Origin of the sequence: Pelistega sp. MC2, assembly GCF_900099475.1 — a bacterium.
In the GTDB taxonomy this organism is placed as follows: Bacteria; Pseudomonadota; Gammaproteobacteria; order Burkholderiales; family Burkholderiaceae_B; genus Taylorella; species Taylorella indica.
The window spans coordinates 380,305-398,871 of the sequence record NZ_LT628274.1 but is presented as its reverse complement, the minus strand read 5'-3'; the positions used below and the strand labels follow the sequence as shown (position 1 = coordinate 398,871).

Here is an 18,567-nt window from a genome sequence, read left to right as displayed (position 1 = left end):
TTTGTTTTAATTTTTTTTTTTTTTTTTTTTTTTTTTTTTTTTTTTTTTTCATATTTTCTTGTTGAATAATTGTATGAGGTCAGATTTGATTCATACTTATAACACTCTGTTTTATAAAAATTTATTGATTATTTCGAGTTCATTATGTAATATGCTTAGAGTGAAATTATTTTTAACAAAAAGTTGATTTTTGGCTTTTAAGTTACTTCATAACTATCTTCGGGTAAATAACGTAACATCTCTCTTGTTGAGCGTAGCTAGTTGCGACATGAAGGTCGTAGATTAAAGGATGATGATGGGTGTAGCGACGGTATGTAAAAAAATTTTTGGCTGGTTTTTGATTACTATTCTGGTGGGTATTATAGGTAGTTGCAGCTATATTGCGTATGGTATGTGGGAACCTTATCTAGATGATATTTATTATCCTATGCCATTAAAGGCGGATGGTAGTCAGTTTGAGTTTGAGTATAGACCAGGATGGGCGATATTGCGCAGGCAGACATTGGCACTAGGTATGAAAGCGAGTGACTTTTATGAGCATGTACAAGGATCAGGTCTTGGCGTTAAGTTAAAACTAGAAATCTATCAAGGTGGTGAAAAGCAATATGAAAATGTTTTTCTATTTAGGGGATGTAATGGGAAATATACAGAAAAGCCACAAGGAGTTCAAAAACCATTTTCTATGATGTACTGTACAGGTGATTCGTTAATGAAAAAGATAGATGCGTATGGTACAAGTTTTTTTAAGTTTCAGCCATATAAGACTTATCGTATTGTTGTGACAGATTTGGAAAACGAAAATCCTCAGTTATCACGTATTCCAATTTTTGTAGGGTTGATGGGGGCTTATGCGTTTCGGACAGTGAAATTCGCAGACTTTAGGTTTTGATGATGATTATAGATGTTTTCATGTAAGAGGAGAGTGGTTTCATGGAATATTTTTTAACAGTAAAAACCGCTAATCCTGGCACACCTTATGGTGATTCAGGTAAATCAGATGCGGGACATGTATGGTTTGAGCTTAGCCAACTACAGGAAAATGGGATACCAGTTCTATTTGAGGATAAGAAAGGTAGATTGAGACCATTTATTAGTTCTGGATTTGCTTCTAAAGCAGGTGGAGACGCTATTGGAGCGGGCTCGGTGTTTGATACAGATACCGATAATTATGGCTATGCTAACCAATCCATAAGAATCAAGATTACGGAGCAACAATTCAATGATCTACGTCAGTTTCATACAACACAATCAGTTAATGGTGTTACCTTTGATGCAAGTTACTACAATGTAGCGAACCATAACTGTGTAACTTATTTAAGTGCTGCTTTGGAAGCGGCAGGACTTAACAAAAATAATGAAGTGCTAAGTTTTAATGGTGCAGTTGGAAAGTTTAATTATCAGAAAAGATTTTTCTTCCAAAATCCATTTGGAATAAGCGAATCTGCTTGGATGTTGGTTGATGCCATAGAAGGTGCTCCAATGAACGTCAAAGATGATCTTTTAAGAGTATTAAAGCAAAACAATGCAAATATTGCTTATGTGACGGACAAGATAGACGACAAATTTGTAACAAGAGATATAAAAACTGATAGACCTATTGCTACCTCCTTCAAAGAGCCTGACAGATTTAGCGAGGCTACTGTCCTTAGCATCAAGTTGGCTAGAGATTTGAAGAACATCGCACCTAAAAATACTTTTGAAATAAGTAATCCCCGAAGCGTTGTTCTCAAAGACTTGCATGCACAAGGTTTAGATATTCCACTCATTAGCTCAATTAAAACAACGACAAGCAGAGAAAGAAACATTGATGTTTCAAATTCAGAAATATCAGGGTATTGTTAAAATTGAAAGCTCCAGGCTAAAAGACTTAGATAGACTTCAAAAACAAGCCGCTATTTCTAAACATGAGTTTTTTATTCATCAGACTAAGGTTATTGATTTGCAAAATGAACTGAAGATGAATCAAAATAAATTGCTTGAGATAGAGGAGAGCATTCGTCAAGCTGAAAGTGCTTATGATTTATTGCTATTGTCTTTTAGACGAGATACACAAGATAGTCTTCGTCAAGCTAGAGAAGATGTGGAACAATTGTTGTACGAAGAACAAAAAATGGAACAACGTCAAAAAACAACGACGATTACATCACCTGTCACAGGGACAGTGCAACAACTAGAGATTCATACTGTCGGTGGAGTAGTGACCGAAGCACAAAACTTAATGGTAGTGGTTCCAGAGCAAGATAGGCTAGAAGTAACAGCTTTAATCACAAATCAGGATATAGGGTTTGTAGGGGTTGGCCAACCTGTAACGATTAAATTAGATGCTTTTCCTTATTCTCGATATGGTTATGTGACTGGTGTAGTGAAGTCTGTGAGTTTTGATGCGATAGAAGACAAAGTATTGGGACTGGTTTTTTCAACGGTGATTGGTATCAACCAGGATTACTTGATGGTGAACGATCAAAAAGTTCCTTTTAGTGCTGGGATGCGAGTAACGGCTGAAATTAAGACGGGAGAAAGACGAGTGATTAGCTATTTATTAAGCCCATTGAAGGAAACAATTAGTGAAAGTATGAGGGAACGATAATATAAAGAGTTTGTATTTTTACCATTTTGATTGTATATATAGGTGTAGGTTATTTTTTAAAGTGAAAACTTATTAAAGCCAATATTATGAGGATGGTTAGAAGAATAAACTCTAACCATCCTATTATGCTCTTTTATGCTATATTAAAAAGATTGTTTGAATGCCAGGGTAATGGTGCGTCTTCGTCCATTGAAATCAAATTTGGTATTTTTGTTCACTTAGCCATGAGAGCATGAGTCGTAAGTAGTTATGCAATTGGGTAAGTAATACAATCCAAATACAAGGTTATTCTTAGCAAAAAATTAATTATCTATGTTTTAGTATACTTAATACTACTTCCTTTGATTATTCCAATAGGCACGAATAATCATATTAGAGGAGGTTAAATGATATTTCTGTTCAAAAAATTGTCTCAATAATTTCATTCCAGATCTGTTAAATGCTCCCCAGACCTTTTCAATAATTAAAGGTTTTCTTTCTAAGAAATGTTTTATTTGAGTACCATATTCTTCTTCATTTGTGATAGTAAAAGTATGGATTTTAGTTCCAGGAGGAGTTTCACAATCATTGAAGTAATTTAGGTCTGCCTCATTGCGCATTTCTAGCAAAACAAGAGGTGGGCGTATATTCATCCAATTGTTTAGAATTTCAGCAATGGCAGGAAAAGCAGTTTCATCCCCACATAATAATACAATACCAGTATCCAAGTGAGTGATAGATTCGTTTTTTTCTCTTATCGTTGTGATAATACTTCCCTTTTCTTGGTGTTTTAACCATTCAGAAGTTGGCGTAACACCATGATTGAAAAAGTCAATACTGATAGATTGATTGAAATAATTTATTTGTCTGTATGTGTACGCACGAAATATATTGTCATTTATAGATATAGCGGCAAAGAATGCTGGTTGTATATTAAAGTGCAAACCGTCCAAAGATTGTAATTTTATGCGTGTAAATGAAGGACTAAGAGTATATTTTTCCTTAACGATAAATCGTCGAGTATAGCTTATGCTAGTATTACCTTGTTTTGCAAGAAATTCGTTGTATAAATTAATAAAGTAGTTTAGAGGTGAGGTTTGATATTTGGGAAAATTATAAAAATAAGGTGTACTGCGTTGATCTGTTTTGTGGGAGATATTAACTAAAAAGCCTTCATGGAAAATATCTTTGATAGTTACTTTTTGAGTCTGTTTAAAAGGAGTAACTAATCGGATGAAAAGCAAAAATTCATAATTGTTATCGTGGTTTAAACTGTCAATCCAGTAATTTTTTAAATCTGATTCAAAAGAAGTATAACAATTTAATTGAGTCATTATATTGTTCCGTATACAAATACACAGTGCTCTCTCTAGTAAGAATATATAAACAATAATTTACTTAGAGAGAGCTGTTTTAAAGAGAATTTATTCATAGGGTGATTACAGCATCACGTTCCCACAAGTGTTCATTTCTGTGTGTTGTGAATATGACAGTTGTTGGTAGTGTTTTTATGTAGCTAATCACCATTTTTTCAGTAGCTTCATCTAGGGCTGAAGTAGCCTCATCCAGTACTAAAATAGGAGTGCTTTTCAGTATAGCCCTAGCGATGCAAAGACGTTGTTTTTCTCCACCTGATAGCATGGAACCATTTTGCCCTACACACTGATTAATGCCTGCAGCATTTCTTTTAATAATAGAGGATAGCCCTAACTTAGTTAATACCTCAATTATTTGAGAGTCCGTAATTGATCTTTGACTAAGACGAATATTATCAGCAAGTGAACCCGTAAATATCATAGGGTTTTGTGGAACATAGGAAATGAGTTTTATGAATTCGTCATAATGGTATTTAGTAACGGATTTTTCTCCTAATTTTATGATTCCTTGTTCTGGATCATCAAAACGCATAAGCAATTCAAGTAAAGTAGTTTTCCCTGAACCACTTTTCCCCTTTATTTGTATTCGTTGGTTTTTCCAAATATCAAAAGAAACGTTATTTAGTACTCGGTTATGACTAATATTGTGGGCAGATAAAGGAAATATTGAATTTGGTAGATCATATTCTGCTTCATTTTTTAGCGTAGGCGCATGTGTTAATTCATCGTATTGAATAAATGCTCCCCTGATTGATGTTAGAGTTAATATTGCATTTGCCAATGCTTCAAAAGGCGAGGATGCTCTGGTAACTAAAATAGCCAATATCAGGATATTGATCTGTGAATTATCTATAACTAGTAGGTATGCAGAGGTGATAATAACAGGTAGCAGACTGCTCGTATAAGCAAAAAAAGTAGCGATTGCTGAACCAAAATTTAGTTTACCTAGAACTTTTTCATTGTCTCTCCATACTTGTTCAAGTTGCCTTGTTGAAGCTGACATACCTACGTAACTTCTTTGTACTTCAATGTTTTCAATAAATGTAATAATCTGTTGAGCTATTTCATTGTCTAAAGTTTCTTGAGATTTTGCGGCTTTTTTTAAGAATTTTTGCCCAAGCAATTGCATACCAAAGGCAGATATGAGTGCTATTGTAACTAGAGTAGCAATTTCAGTTCCCCAAAAAATGGCGATACCCAAGGTAATAAAAATAGGTAAAAAAAGGGCATGAATAAAAGTTTGTAATTGATGAGCTGGTAAACTCATAAGAAAAGGAATTTTTTGAGATGTCATACTATTGACTTTGGCCTGAGTTTCAAGACAAAACCAAGATAGTTTAGCTGTCGATAAGGTATGTTCTAGTCCTTGGTACAGGATGCCAGCAACCTTTACTCCTGTTAAATATCCATTTCTAACAACAACAGTAGTGAAAATGATGTACAAAAGAGCCAACATCAATATTTCTGAAGGTGCTTTTTTGTACATTATGAATAAACATAAAGTGATATAGAACATGCTTTCAACAAGTGCAACTAATATCCAACCAAGGGATATTTTTGCTAGTAAACCGTGAATTGATGTGGGTATCAATGCTACAAGATTTTTATTTTTGTGAGTCATTTAGGTATTTCCTAGAGTTATTTGATGATCTGCCATAGCTATTATTGAGGGACTATGGCTTATGATAATAAGCGTTTTATGAGTGGCTTGGATATCCTTACGTAATTCGGTAATAATTGCCATAGCTGTTTCTTCATCTAAATTACTGGTTGGTTCGTCTAACAAGATTACTTTTGATTTTGTTAGAAAAACTTTCGATAGTGCTAATCGTTGAAGTTCCCCCCCAGAGAGTGAGTTTAGTTTTGTGGTTAGAGAATGGAATAACATTGCTTTATTTAAAGCCCCTATAAAACTGTCGTTACTAAAGTTAGGGAAAAAAACTCTAAGATATTCCTCTATTGTTGTTGTAGATGTTTCCGTAGTTTGAATATTTTGCGGAATGTGCAATACCGTAGAATAGAAAAAATCTTCAGAAAGTTGGTGTATTGAAATTCCATTAATTTTAATAAAACCAGAGCTAAGTGGTTGTACACCTGCAAGTGCTTTTAGGAGCGTTGTTTTTCCTGTTCCACTTGGTGCAGAAATGGCAGTTATTTCGCCAGAGACAAAGGTTTGATTAAAATTTTTGATAAGTATTTTGTTTTGTACTTGTATGCATGCATCCTTTACAGAAAATATGATACCTTCTCGCATGTTGGGAGGGTGTTTTTCCCCCCAACTAATTGTTTCCTCTAGTAGAAGATTATTTAACCGATTAAGGGCTGCTTTTCCTAAGCTAACATAGTCTAATCCATGTCCTAATCTGAGAACTGGGATTACAAATGCTAGACTAAAAAATAATGAACCGAATATGGTTATATAATCTTCCTTGTAAGTTAGTAAATAGGTGATAGTAAATGTGGCGACGGCTTGCAATAAGGAAGTAGCAATGGCAGATAGTGTTGCTACTTTTTTTACCCAGGTTAGCATTTCAGTTGTAAATTTTTGGCTTTCTTTTTTATATTGCTCAATAAAATTCTTCTCAGAGCCATAAATTCTTTGAATTTTAATCCCTTTAAAATAATCATCGACAATAGAAATGATATTTTTGATAACCTGCATCCTCGCCTCTCCATCTCGTGCATTTGTATATGGCACTACTATTAAGTAATAAAGAGATGCAATGAGAGCAGGAGTAAGAATAAATAAGGATTTTAATCCGATAAGGGTTATAAGAAAATAGACAGATGTACCAGGAACGACAATGAAACAAACAAATTCACTGGGAAAATGTGCCATCAAGTAATGTATGTGATGCACATCTGTGGTCAATAGAGATTTGAGCTCTGTATTGCCATATTTGGCTAATGTAGTAGAAGGAAGGTGTGCTATGTGCTGTGCTGCGTTTAAGCGAATTTTCTGAGCAAAATTCAATTCTGCTGCGTGTGCATAATAGCTAGATAAAGCATATCCTCCTCCAGCAATAATCCAAGATAGTATACAAAACAATAGGTGTCTTGTATTTTGTGAGTCTACAAATGCTAGTAATTTCCAGAATCCATATAAAGTCGATATACCAGCAAAGGTTGCTAAAAAAATACTAAGCAAAAGAGGGAAAAACTGTTGTTTTAAATCTTTTTTTATCTTAGGTGATAAATTTTGAGGTAGTATTAGCATGATGATACGTTTATCAGGTGAGGTCAAGTATAATGTCTGAAAGAATACCAGAAAAACAGTTGATATCCTGATGGTGGGGTAATGCAATTAAGTGAGACCAATTATTTGTCGTAGCAAGGCAATGTTTCTTCCAGACATTTTCTGATGGTTTTGGAAAGGCGACAGTAATGGAGTTTCTGTTTCGTAATGTTTTAATGTTAAAACAGTTGAGTTTGCTTTCTATGCATTTTGCAAGATTTAAACAGTGTCTTATTCTTTTTTTCCATGATTCTACGGAGTACTGTTGAATAGCATACCAAAACATCAATACAGAGTGAGCATTTCGTGAACCACTAATTGTGTGATCTAGTGAATCTATATAGTCAATATGTTTAGAAATAGTGTTCAAAAAGCGTTGACGGGTAAGGACTATTCCACATGGAATAGGCATTCCAATCATTTTATGACCAGATATAGCAATTGAGTCTATACCATCGTTAAAATTAAATGGATTCGGGTTATCAACGAATGGTAAAATCATTCCACTAAGGGCTGCATCAGCGTGTAGGAAATAATTTTGTCTGGGGATTCCTAGATTTGATAATGCATTTTGTATTAGATTAATATTATCAATTGCACCCAGCATAGTACTGCCTATATTAGCAAAAATAATAGGTGTTTTATCGTTGTGTTCCTTGATACTTCTTGCTAAAAGATCATAACGAATTTCTCCGTTTGCCGAGGAGGGTATTTCTATTAGATTTATTCTGAGAAGGTTGGCTATTTTTAGTACAGAGTAGTGAGTTTGATCTGAACAATAAAGATTTCCTGTGGGAAATAAGGATCTTGCGATGTAGCATGCGAATAAATTACCTTCTGTTCCTCCGTTTGTGACATATCCCCAACTCTCTTCAATAGGCAATGAAAATAAGTTTGAAAAATAGTGAATGACCTCTCTTTCAAAAGAAAAAGTATTTAGAGCATAGTTGCTGTCTGTACGCCAATCACCACAATTGTTCATTGAAAACTGAAAAAAGCGGAAAAGAGGAGAGTAGTCAAAAGAAGCTGATTCTGGATATCCTTTATTGAAATATTGGTTTTCTTTACAGTATTCCCAGAAATTATCCAATATTTGTAGAGTTTTTTTAGATGCTCGCATAACAAAAACAAAAATAAAAATAAAAACGATTATCATTTATTTTATATGATAAAATGGTTTGCTAATAGTGTCAATTTTGGAATAATGTGATGAATAATTTGACTCCAATGCAACAGGCATGCTGGTTTGGACGAGTTAATCAACTTATTAATGCTGATGGACAAGAAACAGTATCATCTCATCTTTATATCGAATTTTTAGGTAGGAATATAGATGTCATGAAGTTAATTCAGTCTATCAAGAGACTGTATTCAATTCATCCTATGATGCGACTTCGGTTGAGTCAAGAAGGAGAAGTAGATTTTATTGATGAAGATAAAATTCCTGCGGTAGTTTGTGATGATTTGCAGGGTAAACCTGATTTAGCAAATTTATTTATTTTTGAAAAAAGAAAAAGTTGGGAACACCAAGTCTTGAATATTTGGGATGGTGAGGTTATTAAATTTTCAATCACATTACTAGATGAAGGGCAGTTTATTTTACATATAGATGCGGATATGCTGGCTTTAGACCCATCGTGCATACCTGATATGTTGGAGGATTTATGTAGATTATATAGGGGAGAAGAATTGGAGGCGATGCCTAGTAATATATTTTTTGATTTCATTTATGGTAGAACGCAAAGTCATCACAGTGGTTTCTCTTCTGCTCAGAAGTGGTGGGGTAATAAGGTTAATAAAATTGCACCATGCCCTTTAGAGAAAATAGGTAATTTTGAAGAAAAAAGAAAAGTAAAGAGTGTTAGATTGTATAAATGGTTGACAGAGCAGGAGTACATTGTTTTAGAAAAAATCGCACGAAGTAATGGTTTTACGCCTAGCGTTCTTACCATGAGTTTGTTTGCTTATGCCCTAAGTGAATATATTGGTGAAAACTATCGTTTGAGCATTCCAGTTTTTAATAGAAGGCCACCAAGGGAAGATAAGGATAGGTGTATCGGGGAGTTTGCGAACTTTACTATAGTGAATGTTAATTTAGAAAATATTAATTGTTTGCGCAATTTATGCCAGGACATAGCAGTGGATTTGTATGAGAAGTTAGATTATAGCGATTATGATGGTGTTTTAATTTTACGTGATTTGTCTCGGAAAACAGGAAGAATCGAATCTGCTCCTATAGTGTTTACTTCTGGGTTGGATATAGAAACAGGCAATTTGTATTCAGAGAGAGTGAAAGAGGTATTAGGATCATTGAATTGGACTATTTCTCAGAGCTCTCATGTTGCATTGGATGCTCAAATAGTAAGGGTCGAAAATAATGTATTGATTAACTGGGATGTTAGAGTAGATATTATTCCTGAATACATTGCCAAGGCAATGTTTCGCTCCTTTTGCCAGTATATGTTTTCAGTAATCCAAAACCTTGAGTTTCTTGATGAGGATATCCGTAAATGAGAAAAAAAGAAGGTGTAAGACAATTAACCTCTTTACAAATGAGCTATCTTTTGGGGAGAAAGTCTGTACTGCCACTAAGTGGAGTCTCAATGCAAGAGTATAGAGAATATTATGGACGTATAGATAATTCACGGTTACTTAGTAGAATAAAAGATATGATAGGCTATCACGAATGTTTACGTACCTATATTGATGAGGAAAATTATGAACAATATGTTGTTGATGAGCCGGTGCTTAATGTAGATGAAATAGACTTGAGAGAGAACTTGGGAAACGAAGAATGTTTTATACAAGATTTTAGGGAAAAATATAGTCATGAGGTTCTGGATCTTGGTAAGCCATTGTGGAATATTACTTTAATACAGCGCAGTAATGGGTATACAACTATATTTATAAAGTTTGATGCTTTAATTGTTGATGGAAGGTCTATTTCTATCCTCATTAAAGAATTATTTGAGGACAACTTTTGTATCAAAGATGTCCATGAATCCGAACAGAAAAAAATAAAAAATATAGAACATATCCGTCGAGATAAAGCATATTGGGTAAATAAATTCTCTGATTTGAGATATAACCCAATAAAATGGAATGTACCTATTACGGAAATTAAGGAGTCTAGATTCAAAAGAAAATCCTTATTAATTAATAATAGCATTGAAGAAATTAATAGGTTTTGTAGTAGGAATGGACTATTTGTTAATTCTTTTTTGATTGCTGTAATAATGGAGGTGCTGGCAACATGGAAGAATACTGAGTCTATTTGTTGCGCTCTTCCTGTATTACCGTTATATAAAACGAAGTTGTCCAATAACTCTTCTTTCATCGTAGTAAATTGGGAAAAAGAAACAAGAGGTATTACTCTGGAGTCTATAAAAGAATTACAGGTTGAAATTATGGATAGAATGGAGCATCTCCATTTTTCTGGAGTTGAGTTGGGTAGGTATTTAGCGCACAAGAACAATATACAGGCACCTTTGCCGATTGTTATTACTAGTGGGCTTTCGTGGATATCGTTATCAAAAGACTGCGGTGTGTCACAAATAAGTGGATTAACTCAAACACCCCAAATCATAATGGATGTTCGTTTTCAGGCAAAAGAACCAGAAGGGTGTTTAAATTTTGATGTTGATTTTGTTGAGCAAGCTATCTTTGATGAGGATGTTGTTTGCTTATTAAATCTAATCCAAGAGCAATTAAACACTGTGATTACAGCTTCATGATACTAGGAGTGACTATATGGATAGTATGGATATTATAGGGATAGGAATAGGACCTTTTAATCTGGGACTCTCTGCGCTATTGACAGAGCATAAAAGTATATCAAGTCTATTTTTGGATAGAAGAGAGGAGTTTCATTGGCACAAAGGCTTATTAATCAATAATACTACTTTACAAGTTCCTTTTCTTGCTGATCTGGTAACTATGGCCAATCCAACTCATAAACTGAGTTATTTGAATTATTTACATCAAAGGGGTAGATTGTACCAGTTCTATTACTATGATAATTTTTTAATTCCAAGGACAGAGTATAATGATTATTGTCGATGGGCTTTATCTCATTTGAGTAATTGTAAATTGCAGCATGATGTATATCATATTGAATATGATAAGTTACAGCAGAGTTTTGTTGTGCACAGTCGATTTTTAGATAATGATGTGCAATTTTTAGCTAAAAATTTGTCTATAGGTATAGGGACAAAACCATCATTGCCTCAGTGTATTATGGATCTGAAAATAACGCATCCACGAGTAAGGCATAGTGCTGATTTTCTGGATATAAGGGAAGATTTAAGGCGCTGCAAAATAATCACTGTCATAGGCTCAGGTCAAAGTGCAGCAGAGTGTGTATTTTCTCTTTTATCGGAGATGGATGATGAGTCTATCCAGAAGGGGGCTCGTATCCAGTGGATAACACGTTCACCTGGTTTTCATCCGATGGAGTTTTCTAAGCTGGGACAGGAGTGTTTCACTCCTGCATATATGGAGTATTTTCAATCATTAAACTTGTCTAAGAGAAAAAATATTTCAAAAACACAGGGGTATCTGTATAAGGGGATTAGTTTTACGACAATTGCAGATATCTATGATTTGATTTATGAAAAAACAGTTGGAGGAAAAGATTCAGGATTGTTGCTTTGCTCAAATTGTGAGCTAAAAACTATAGAGAATATTGATAGTAAACAAGGTAATTTACGGTTATTGTTTGAACATATACCATTAGAAAGAGAATTTAGTCTTGATTCTGATGCGGTTATTTTGGCTACTGGTTATAGTCATCAATGGCCGGACTGGTTTGAAAACCTTAAAAAGGACTTGTTAGTAACAGATGAGTATAATAATTATATAATTGACACAAATTTTTCATTAAGGTTGCAAAGTGGAGTTCAAGGGCGCATCTTTATGCAAAATGCCGACATTTTTCAACAAGGTGTTGGGGCTCCTGACTTAGGGATAGGTGCTTATAGAAACGCAGTTATTATCAATCAATTGTTATCTCAGAATTATTATCATATTCCAGAAAGAACGTCATTCCAAAATTATGGATTGCCCGAGTTATAACTGCTTGCTTTGGACTATTTAGTGAAAAACCTCTGCTGGATAAGACATATTATCAGCAGAGGTTTTATTTTTTGGGAAAGATATTAGAAGTTAATAGTACTAGAGAGTAAGAATGTTCGTCCTTGTCCTACGGTTAAGAATCCACTTCCTCCCCCTAAGACTTGGCCTTGTCCCCAATAGGCTTTGTTTGTCACATTATTGACTAGAGCTCTAAAAGTAACTTCTTTACCTGCAATTTTGGTTTGATAGCGTGCTCCAATATCAAAAATGGTTCTACTAGGAAGAGTAATTTTATTAGTTGCGTCAAAGTATTGTTTAGAGCTCCAAGTTGCGTTAGCCATTAAAGTTAGACCTGGCGTAAATGGGGTATCCCATTCAATCCCCAGTTTTGCTTGTTTAGTAGGTATACCAGGAGCTGTATTTCCTTGATTAATTCCGCCAGCTGTTTTAGTTAACTTAGGCTGAATAAACGCCAATCCTCCCATTAAACGCAAATGTTCTATTGGTTCTCCAACAAAAGTCCATTCTAGCCCTCGGTTGCGTTGCTCTCCACCAAAAGAGAAAACATTAGTATTTGGGTCTGTATAACTACTTGGTTTTTTAATCTCGAATATACTGATGGTATTTGAGAAATTAGCAATATCAAACTTTACCCCAGCCTCCATTTGTTTTGTTTTATAGGGAGCAAAAACTTCTCCTGCATTAGCTGCCGTCAGAGGAGCAGAGGCTCCTTGGCTTAAACCTTCCATATAGTTTGCGTATACAGAAACCTGAGGTGTTACCTTATAAAGAATAGCGAATGCAGGAATAGTTGCACTCTCATCATAAACTGTCTTAATATTCGTAAGAGGGTTGGTTGATTTATCAATCACTTGTTGATGGCGAAGACCTAGAGTAAACTGTAACTTATCATCAAACAATGAGATGTTATCAACAAATCCAATGCTTTTCAGCGTAAGTCCTCTTTTTAGAATGTGCATAGAAGGATCGACATAAATCTCATTTCCCCAAACTGGATTATAGAGATTAGTTTTAATCATCTGACGAGACCTTCCACCATATTCATTTTGATCATGGTGATAATAGGTGGTGTTTAAGGCGACTTCGTGTCGTACATTTCCTGTCATGAAATTACCACGAATCCCTACATCAGCAGACGTTTTTTCTACGTCAAATCCCAGACCAGCTAATGAGGTCGTGAAAGTTCCTGATGAATCATTGATAGTTGCTCCAGCTGCGCCATTATAGTGATAATCTGACTTACTATGTCCAATTTTTCCATAGATTGATAATCTGTCATTAAAATTATATTGTGAACTTAATATCACGGCTTTGTCCTGCATCCTTACAAAAGACCAATCAGGAGTTAATAACGTATCAGGATCAGGAGGAGATGGTATACGCTCTAATGTTCCTAGACTAGATATACCTCGATTAACCCCATCCACATGATTTTTGCTGTAATAACCAGTTAATAACACGCTGCCTTTTTCTCCTGTCCAATCTAAAGACAAGGAGGCTAGTTGATTTTTTTGCTTTTGATCCTTAATAGAACCCTCTCCACCTCTGGTTAGCCCATTGAACCTGATACCAAATTGCTTTGTATCCCCAAACCTTCTCCCAATATCAGTATGAACCCCGACGTTTGCATTAGACATATAACTTGTGGTTAATTGTGTTAAAGGTTCACTTCCTGCTCGTTTAGGCATTACATTGATAACCCCACCCACAGAGCCTTTTGGTGTCATACCATTTAATATTGCAGAAGGTCCTTTTAAGATTTGTATGTTTTCAAATAGCTCTGGCGATGTACGATAAAAAGGAGCCATACCTATAAGCCCATCAACTGTAACATCATTAGGATCCACGTTAAATCCTCGTATTGAATAGTTTTCACTCCATGACCCACTGGCTTTATTACTAAAGAAGCTAGGATCAGTTTTATCAATAACCTCTGTGATATCTCTAGCCTGGATATCACTTACATACTTTTCCGTAAAATTTATGACGTTGAAGGGGGTGCTTTTATCGTCTTTATTGCCCCAAAAACCTAATTGATTAACTTTGCTTACTTGCCCTCCAGGATAATAAGCATCGGAAGTATCAGCAACGATAGTATCCAGTTGTGAAACTGAAGAATTAGTATTTTTTTCTTGAGCAAAAGTGCTGCAAGCGAAAAAAGAGGAGATAATTGTAGCCAGTATAGGCTTCATTTTGAATGATATATGATTCATAGACATATTTTTCCTTATGAATGATAATAAAAATGATTATCATTGATATTATATTTTAAATAATATAAATTTACGAATTATGTCCATGATGTTGTAAAAAAACAAATTTTGGAGAAATGAAAGAAAGTAGTAGGTATCAAATTGTTGAGAGTACAAGTCAAAATTACATTGGTTAATTAGGGGGGAGGATGCGTGATAGCGAGTTTTGATATATCGAGTTTTATATATAAATATGAATGATGGTAGACAGGTAAAAGAGTATTTTCTAGTGAATGCAAGTGCAACAGAGGAAGGGCAGTAGCAGGAGCCTGTCTACCATGGTAATAGTTAGGAAAAGGATGGATGTTTGGGATTGTCTACCTGCACGCCCGATAAGTAGTTAAATTATTTCAGTGATGTGTCATTGTTGATACCCTTTTAATACATCGTGAATTATTATTTTTATCGCTGAAGGACTTGCTGCTGCAGTGTACCAGGCTTCGGCATCCACAAAAATAATATTTCCAGATTTCCATGCCTTTGTATTTTCTAGTAGAGAATTTTTGATGGAGTTTTTACTTATCACTGACTTTTTTTCCATTACTGCTGTTCTATCAATAATGTAGATAATATCAGGATTCGCTTGATTGATTAACTCACTAGAAATAGGGTAGCCATGCAAACTGTTCTGCTGAAGGTTGATGGCCGGTTTTACCCCCAAATCCTGAAATACGAAACCATATCGTGAGTTAATTCCAAAATTACTAAGACTCCCATTATTATGAAGAATAATAAGTGCTGTTTTAGGACTGTTTTGAGTAACCTTTCTTACTTCCTTAATTTCATTATCTAGTTTCTTGATAAGTTCTTTTGCTTGATTTTCCTTTAAAAAAATGAGCCCTAAATCTAGGAGATGTTTCTTTATGATTTCTACTTGATTTTGACTGTTTTTATAGTTTATATCATAACGAAGAACAGGAGAAATTTCTTTGAGTTTTTCGTAGATACTATCATGTAATGGAGACGCTAAAATCAAATCCGGTTTCGCTTTATAAATTTTTTCTATGTTGGGCTGGACAATTGCCCCAATATCTGAAACAGTTTCATTGTTTTGATATGTTTTTAGGTAATGTGGAATGAAATCCTTTGGCATGGCAATAAAAGGAACGCCTAGGCTATCTAAAAAATCTACGTCATTCATATCAAGGACAGCTACCCTTTGAGGATATTTAGAAATGACAGTATTACCCAAATCATGAGTTATACTCACCGATTGGTATGTATGAGTTTCTGTTGTTACATTTTTCCCATCAGTAGAATCTTTGCAGCCAGATAGTATTGCGAGAATTGTTAAAGATATAATCCATATTTTAGATTTCATGGTAAACCTCAGTTTGTTTAAAATAATTACAAAAAATTGAGTTGTTTTTCTGAAAAATATCAAAATTAATGCCATATAAATCAGATAGTGTGGTGTTTTTGATGATTTCTGCTGGAGTTCCTTGAGCAAATATAGTTCCCTCTTTCAAAGCCACAATATAGTCGGAATAATTACTAGCAAAATTAATATCGTGGATGACTAAAATTATGGTTTTTTTCTTGGTTGTGCAGAGGTAATTCAGGGCTTGCATTAGTTCTACTGAGTGTTTCATGTCTAAATTATTTAGTGGTTCATCAAGTAGTAAATATGGGGTATCTTGTGCTATAGCCATTGCCAAATAAGACATTTGTTTTTGTCCACCACTTAACTCATATAGTTGTTCGTTAGCAATTTCGTTTAGTTTTAGAAAATCTATAGCTTCTTCTATTATTCTTTTATCTTGATTATTTAAAGATCCTTTCCCGTAAGGAAATCTACCAAATTCAACTAACTCCCTAACGGTTAGTCGAAACTTATTGTCTAAACTTTGAAGCTGTGTTGCCACCTTCTTTGCATAATCCATAAATGCGATATATTCAATATCGCTCCCATTTAATAGTATTTTCCCTGAGCTGGGGCTGATGAGTTTAGCCATCATCATTAATAGAGTTGATTTTCCTGCACCATTGGGGCCAATTAATGATGTGATAGACATTTGGGGAAAAGAAACAGAAATGTCTTTTAATACAAATCTATTTGCGTATTTTTTTGAAATATTTTGGATTTCAAACATGATTTTTTTTAAACAGTAAAATGAGAAAGAAATAAGTGCCACACACTAGATTCACAAGAATATTGACAGTTGTTTTATAGTTGAAAAAGTGTTCCACTAGTAATTCGGTAATAATAAAAATGAGTATCGTTAATAGCGAGGCTAAAGGTAAGATATGTTTGTGTTTTGCACTGTTTGTTAAGGAATAGGTGAGATTTGAAATAAAAATGCCTATAAAGGCAGTTAATCCTATTAAGCTAGTAGATATAGCTGTTAGTATGGCGATGACTACTAACCATAAGTTAAGATAAGAGGAATAATTCACTCCAAGAGACTTTGCATGATATTCGCCCAAGGCTATAACATCTAGTATCCGCAATGAGTTTTTTATGATAAAAATAGATACTGCTGTAATTGTCATTGTAATGACTAAGGTTGTAATGTCTGCTCTATTAAATGAAGTTTGGATCATGCCTTGCAATACTGAATATTCTCCAGGGTTAATGCTAAGTTGAATGATTTGTGAAGAAGTTATTAGTACGAGGGAAATAATAAATCCAAATAATAAAAAGGTATACATATCGCCTTTACATAAAGGGAAAATGTATTTGTGTAGCGCAAGGGCATACACTAGTACTATGATGGTAGAGCTAATAAATATTCCTAAGGAACCCAATAATGAAATGCTTGTTGTTCCGAAAAATAAAATTAACAGTGACTGCCATACTAAATAAATAGCTTCATATCCCATAACCGAAGGAACCAGTAGATGGTTATTTGTTATGGTTTGGAATATTATGGATGAATTGGCGATACAAATACCACTAACAATTATTGTTGCTAATCTTAGCATCCTATGGGGTATGATGTAGCTAAAATCCATGTCAGAATCGTAGAACAGGAAAATTATTGCCAGAAATAGGGTTCCAACAATGATGCTTATTTCTAAAAATTTTTTTAACATTTTTTGTTCCCTTTTAGAATAAGAGTAATAAAAATAAGCCCTCCTGTGACTCCTGCGGTTAACCCTATAGGTATTTCGAGGGGATAAATAATTAATCTACTCAAAATATCACAGAAAACCGTGAAACATGCTCCTCCTAGTGCAATGAGTGGTAAGGTTTTGGATAGATTATCTCCGTATTTTAGTGTGATGATGTTTGGAATTACTAGGCCAACAAAAGGAATCGAACCTGCTATTACAACTGATATTGATACCATGCAGGAAGCTAGGATTAATCCCAGAATGGTGATGGTTTTGTAACGTAACCCTAAACTAGACGCTAAGTCTTTGCCAAGACGTAGTAACGTAAAATGTCGAGTGAAAAATGCAATGACAATAGTGATAGGAACTAATAGAAAAATGGCTTCATATCGGCCTTTAACTACTTTTGAAAAGTCTCCTATTAGCCAATTTTGCATATCTTGTAGCATATTATTGTGGTATGCATAAAATTCTGCGATCGAACTGAGGACGCTGCCAAACATAAGTCCAATAATAGGGACAAGAATTGTATTGTTTAAGATAATACGCTGACTGATTATGGTAAAAGTAAAACTAGCAATGAGACAAAAGCATACTGCAAACAGTATCTTAAACGTCATGCTTTCTGTCTGAAGCATAGTCAGAGATACTAAAATACCTAGTTTTGCGGCATCCATTCCTCCTGTTGTGCTTGGTTCAGCGAAACGGTTATGAGTTATATGCTGGAGTACAACTCCAGACATTGCTAGACCTGCTCCACATAATGATAAAGTTATTAATCTGGGTAAGCGGCTAGATAACAGTATTAACCATAAATTAGACGGTATATGGTGAGAAAATATTATGTCAGTGGCACCAATAAGAATGGAGGCAGTACCAAGAAGAATAAATACTGTCCATAGAGCTAAATGAGGAAGTTTCAATTTTACCAAGTTTGACATAAATGATTTTATATTAAATAATAATGATATTGATATTTATTATCAA

General features: G+C 34.5%; 15 protein-coding genes. 6 read left to right on the top strand and 9 right to left on the bottom strand.

The annotated features are described in order from the left end of the window. Positions 1 to 289: 289 nt before the first annotated feature. From BQ4443_RS03625 to BQ4443_RS03615, 3 genes are read left to right on the top strand one after another with little or no spacing between them, the layout of a single operon-like run. Positions 290 to 889 carry a hypothetical protein gene (locus BQ4443_RS03625; RefSeq protein WP_143000544.1) on the top strand — a complete coding sequence of 200 codons (600 nt, stop codon included), beginning with the start codon at positions 290 to 292 and terminating at the stop codon, positions 887 to 889. Between the two features lie 41 nt (positions 890 to 930). Next, positions 931 to 1,842 carry a hypothetical protein gene (locus BQ4443_RS03620; protein ID WP_071058093.1) on the top strand — a complete coding sequence of 304 codons (912 nt, stop codon included), beginning with the start codon at positions 931 to 933 and terminating at the stop codon, positions 1,840 to 1,842. Continuing rightward, on the top strand, positions 1,808 to 2,587 hold the full coding sequence (locus tag BQ4443_RS03615; RefSeq protein ID WP_083331841.1) for an HlyD family type I secretion periplasmic adaptor subunit: 780 nt from the start codon (positions 1,808 to 1,810) through the stop codon (positions 2,585 to 2,587). Before BQ4443_RS03620 ends, BQ4443_RS03615 begins: the two co-directional genes overlap by 35 nt. A 332-nt stretch (positions 2,588 to 2,919) precedes the next feature. On the opposite strand, the gene BQ4443_RS03610 is transcribed toward BQ4443_RS03615, so the two are convergent. The 4 genes from BQ4443_RS03610 to BQ4443_RS03595 form a co-directional block, all read right to left on the bottom strand. Continuing rightward, on the bottom strand, positions 2,920 to 3,900 hold the full coding sequence (locus tag BQ4443_RS03610; protein WP_071058092.1) for a siderophore-interacting protein: 981 nt from the start codon (positions 3,898 to 3,900) through the stop codon (positions 2,920 to 2,922). 94 nt (positions 3,901 to 3,994) lie between these two features. Further along, positions 3,995 to 5,563: an ATP-binding cassette domain-containing protein gene (locus BQ4443_RS03605; RefSeq protein ID WP_071058091.1), complete on the bottom strand. Its 1,569-nt coding sequence runs from the start codon at positions 5,561 to 5,563 to the stop codon at positions 3,995 to 3,997. Beyond that, entirely contained in the window at positions 5,564 to 7,159 is a 1,596-nt protein-coding gene (locus BQ4443_RS03600; protein WP_083331840.1) for an ATP-binding cassette domain-containing protein, read from the bottom strand. It lies immediately after the preceding gene. 13 nt (positions 7,160 to 7,172) lie between these two features. Then, a complete protein-coding gene (locus BQ4443_RS03595) occupies positions 7,173 to 8,297 on the bottom strand; it encodes a histidine decarboxylase (protein WP_071058295.1) in 1,125 nt (374 codons plus the stop codon). Positions 8,298 to 8,386: 89 nt separating this feature from the next. Between BQ4443_RS03595 and BQ4443_RS03590 the strand changes: the two genes are divergently transcribed. The 3 genes from BQ4443_RS03590 to BQ4443_RS03580 are packed head-to-tail and all read left to right on the top strand — an operon-like array spanning position 8,387 to position 12,250. Continuing rightward, the gene (locus BQ4443_RS03590) at positions 8,387 to 9,691 is read left to right on the top strand and encodes a condensation domain-containing protein (protein ID WP_071058090.1); all 1,305 of its coding nucleotides are present in this window, start codon (positions 8,387 to 8,389) and stop codon (positions 9,689 to 9,691) included. Then, positions 9,688 to 10,911: a condensation domain-containing protein gene (locus BQ4443_RS03585; protein WP_071058089.1), complete on the top strand. Its 1,224-nt coding sequence runs from the start codon at positions 9,688 to 9,690 to the stop codon at positions 10,909 to 10,911. The genes BQ4443_RS03590 and BQ4443_RS03585 overlap by 4 nt, the downstream gene beginning before the upstream one ends. Positions 10,912 to 10,927: 16 nt before the next feature. Then, positions 10,928 to 12,250, top strand: a complete 1,323-nt coding sequence (locus BQ4443_RS03580) for a SidA/IucD/PvdA family monooxygenase (RefSeq protein ID WP_071058088.1) — start codon at positions 10,928 to 10,930, stop codon at positions 12,248 to 12,250. Positions 12,251 to 12,333: 83 nt separating this feature from the next. Here the strand turns inward: BQ4443_RS03580 and BQ4443_RS03575 are convergent, their stop codons facing one another. From BQ4443_RS03575 to BQ4443_RS03555, 5 genes are all read right to left on the bottom strand, one after another. Further along, positions 12,334 to 14,484, bottom strand: coding sequence for a TonB-dependent receptor (locus BQ4443_RS03575; RefSeq protein WP_083331874.1), 2,151 nt, complete (start codon positions 14,482 to 14,484; stop codon positions 12,334 to 12,336). Between the two features lie 400 nt (positions 14,485 to 14,884). Then, complete coding sequence (locus BQ4443_RS03570; protein ID WP_143000542.1) at positions 14,885 to 15,844, bottom strand: siderophore ABC transporter substrate-binding protein; 960 nt, start codon at positions 15,842 to 15,844, stop codon at positions 14,885 to 14,887. Then, positions 15,834 to 16,616 carry an iron ABC transporter ATP-binding protein gene (locus BQ4443_RS03565; protein ID WP_071058086.1) on the bottom strand — a complete coding sequence of 261 codons (783 nt, stop codon included), beginning with the start codon at positions 16,614 to 16,616 and terminating at the stop codon, positions 15,834 to 15,836. Before BQ4443_RS03565 ends, BQ4443_RS03570 begins: the two co-directional genes overlap by 11 nt. After that, positions 16,609 to 17,559 carry an iron chelate uptake ABC transporter family permease subunit gene (locus tag BQ4443_RS03560; RefSeq protein WP_071058085.1) on the bottom strand — a complete coding sequence of 317 codons (951 nt, stop codon included), beginning with the start codon at positions 17,557 to 17,559 and terminating at the stop codon, positions 16,609 to 16,611. The genes BQ4443_RS03565 and BQ4443_RS03560 overlap by 8 nt, the downstream gene beginning before the upstream one ends. Then, entirely contained in the window at positions 17,553 to 18,521 is a 969-nt protein-coding gene (locus BQ4443_RS03555; protein ID WP_071058084.1) for an ABC transporter permease, read from the bottom strand. The genes BQ4443_RS03560 and BQ4443_RS03555 overlap by 7 nt, the downstream gene beginning before the upstream one ends. Positions 18,522 to 18,567: the final 46 nt, after the last annotated feature.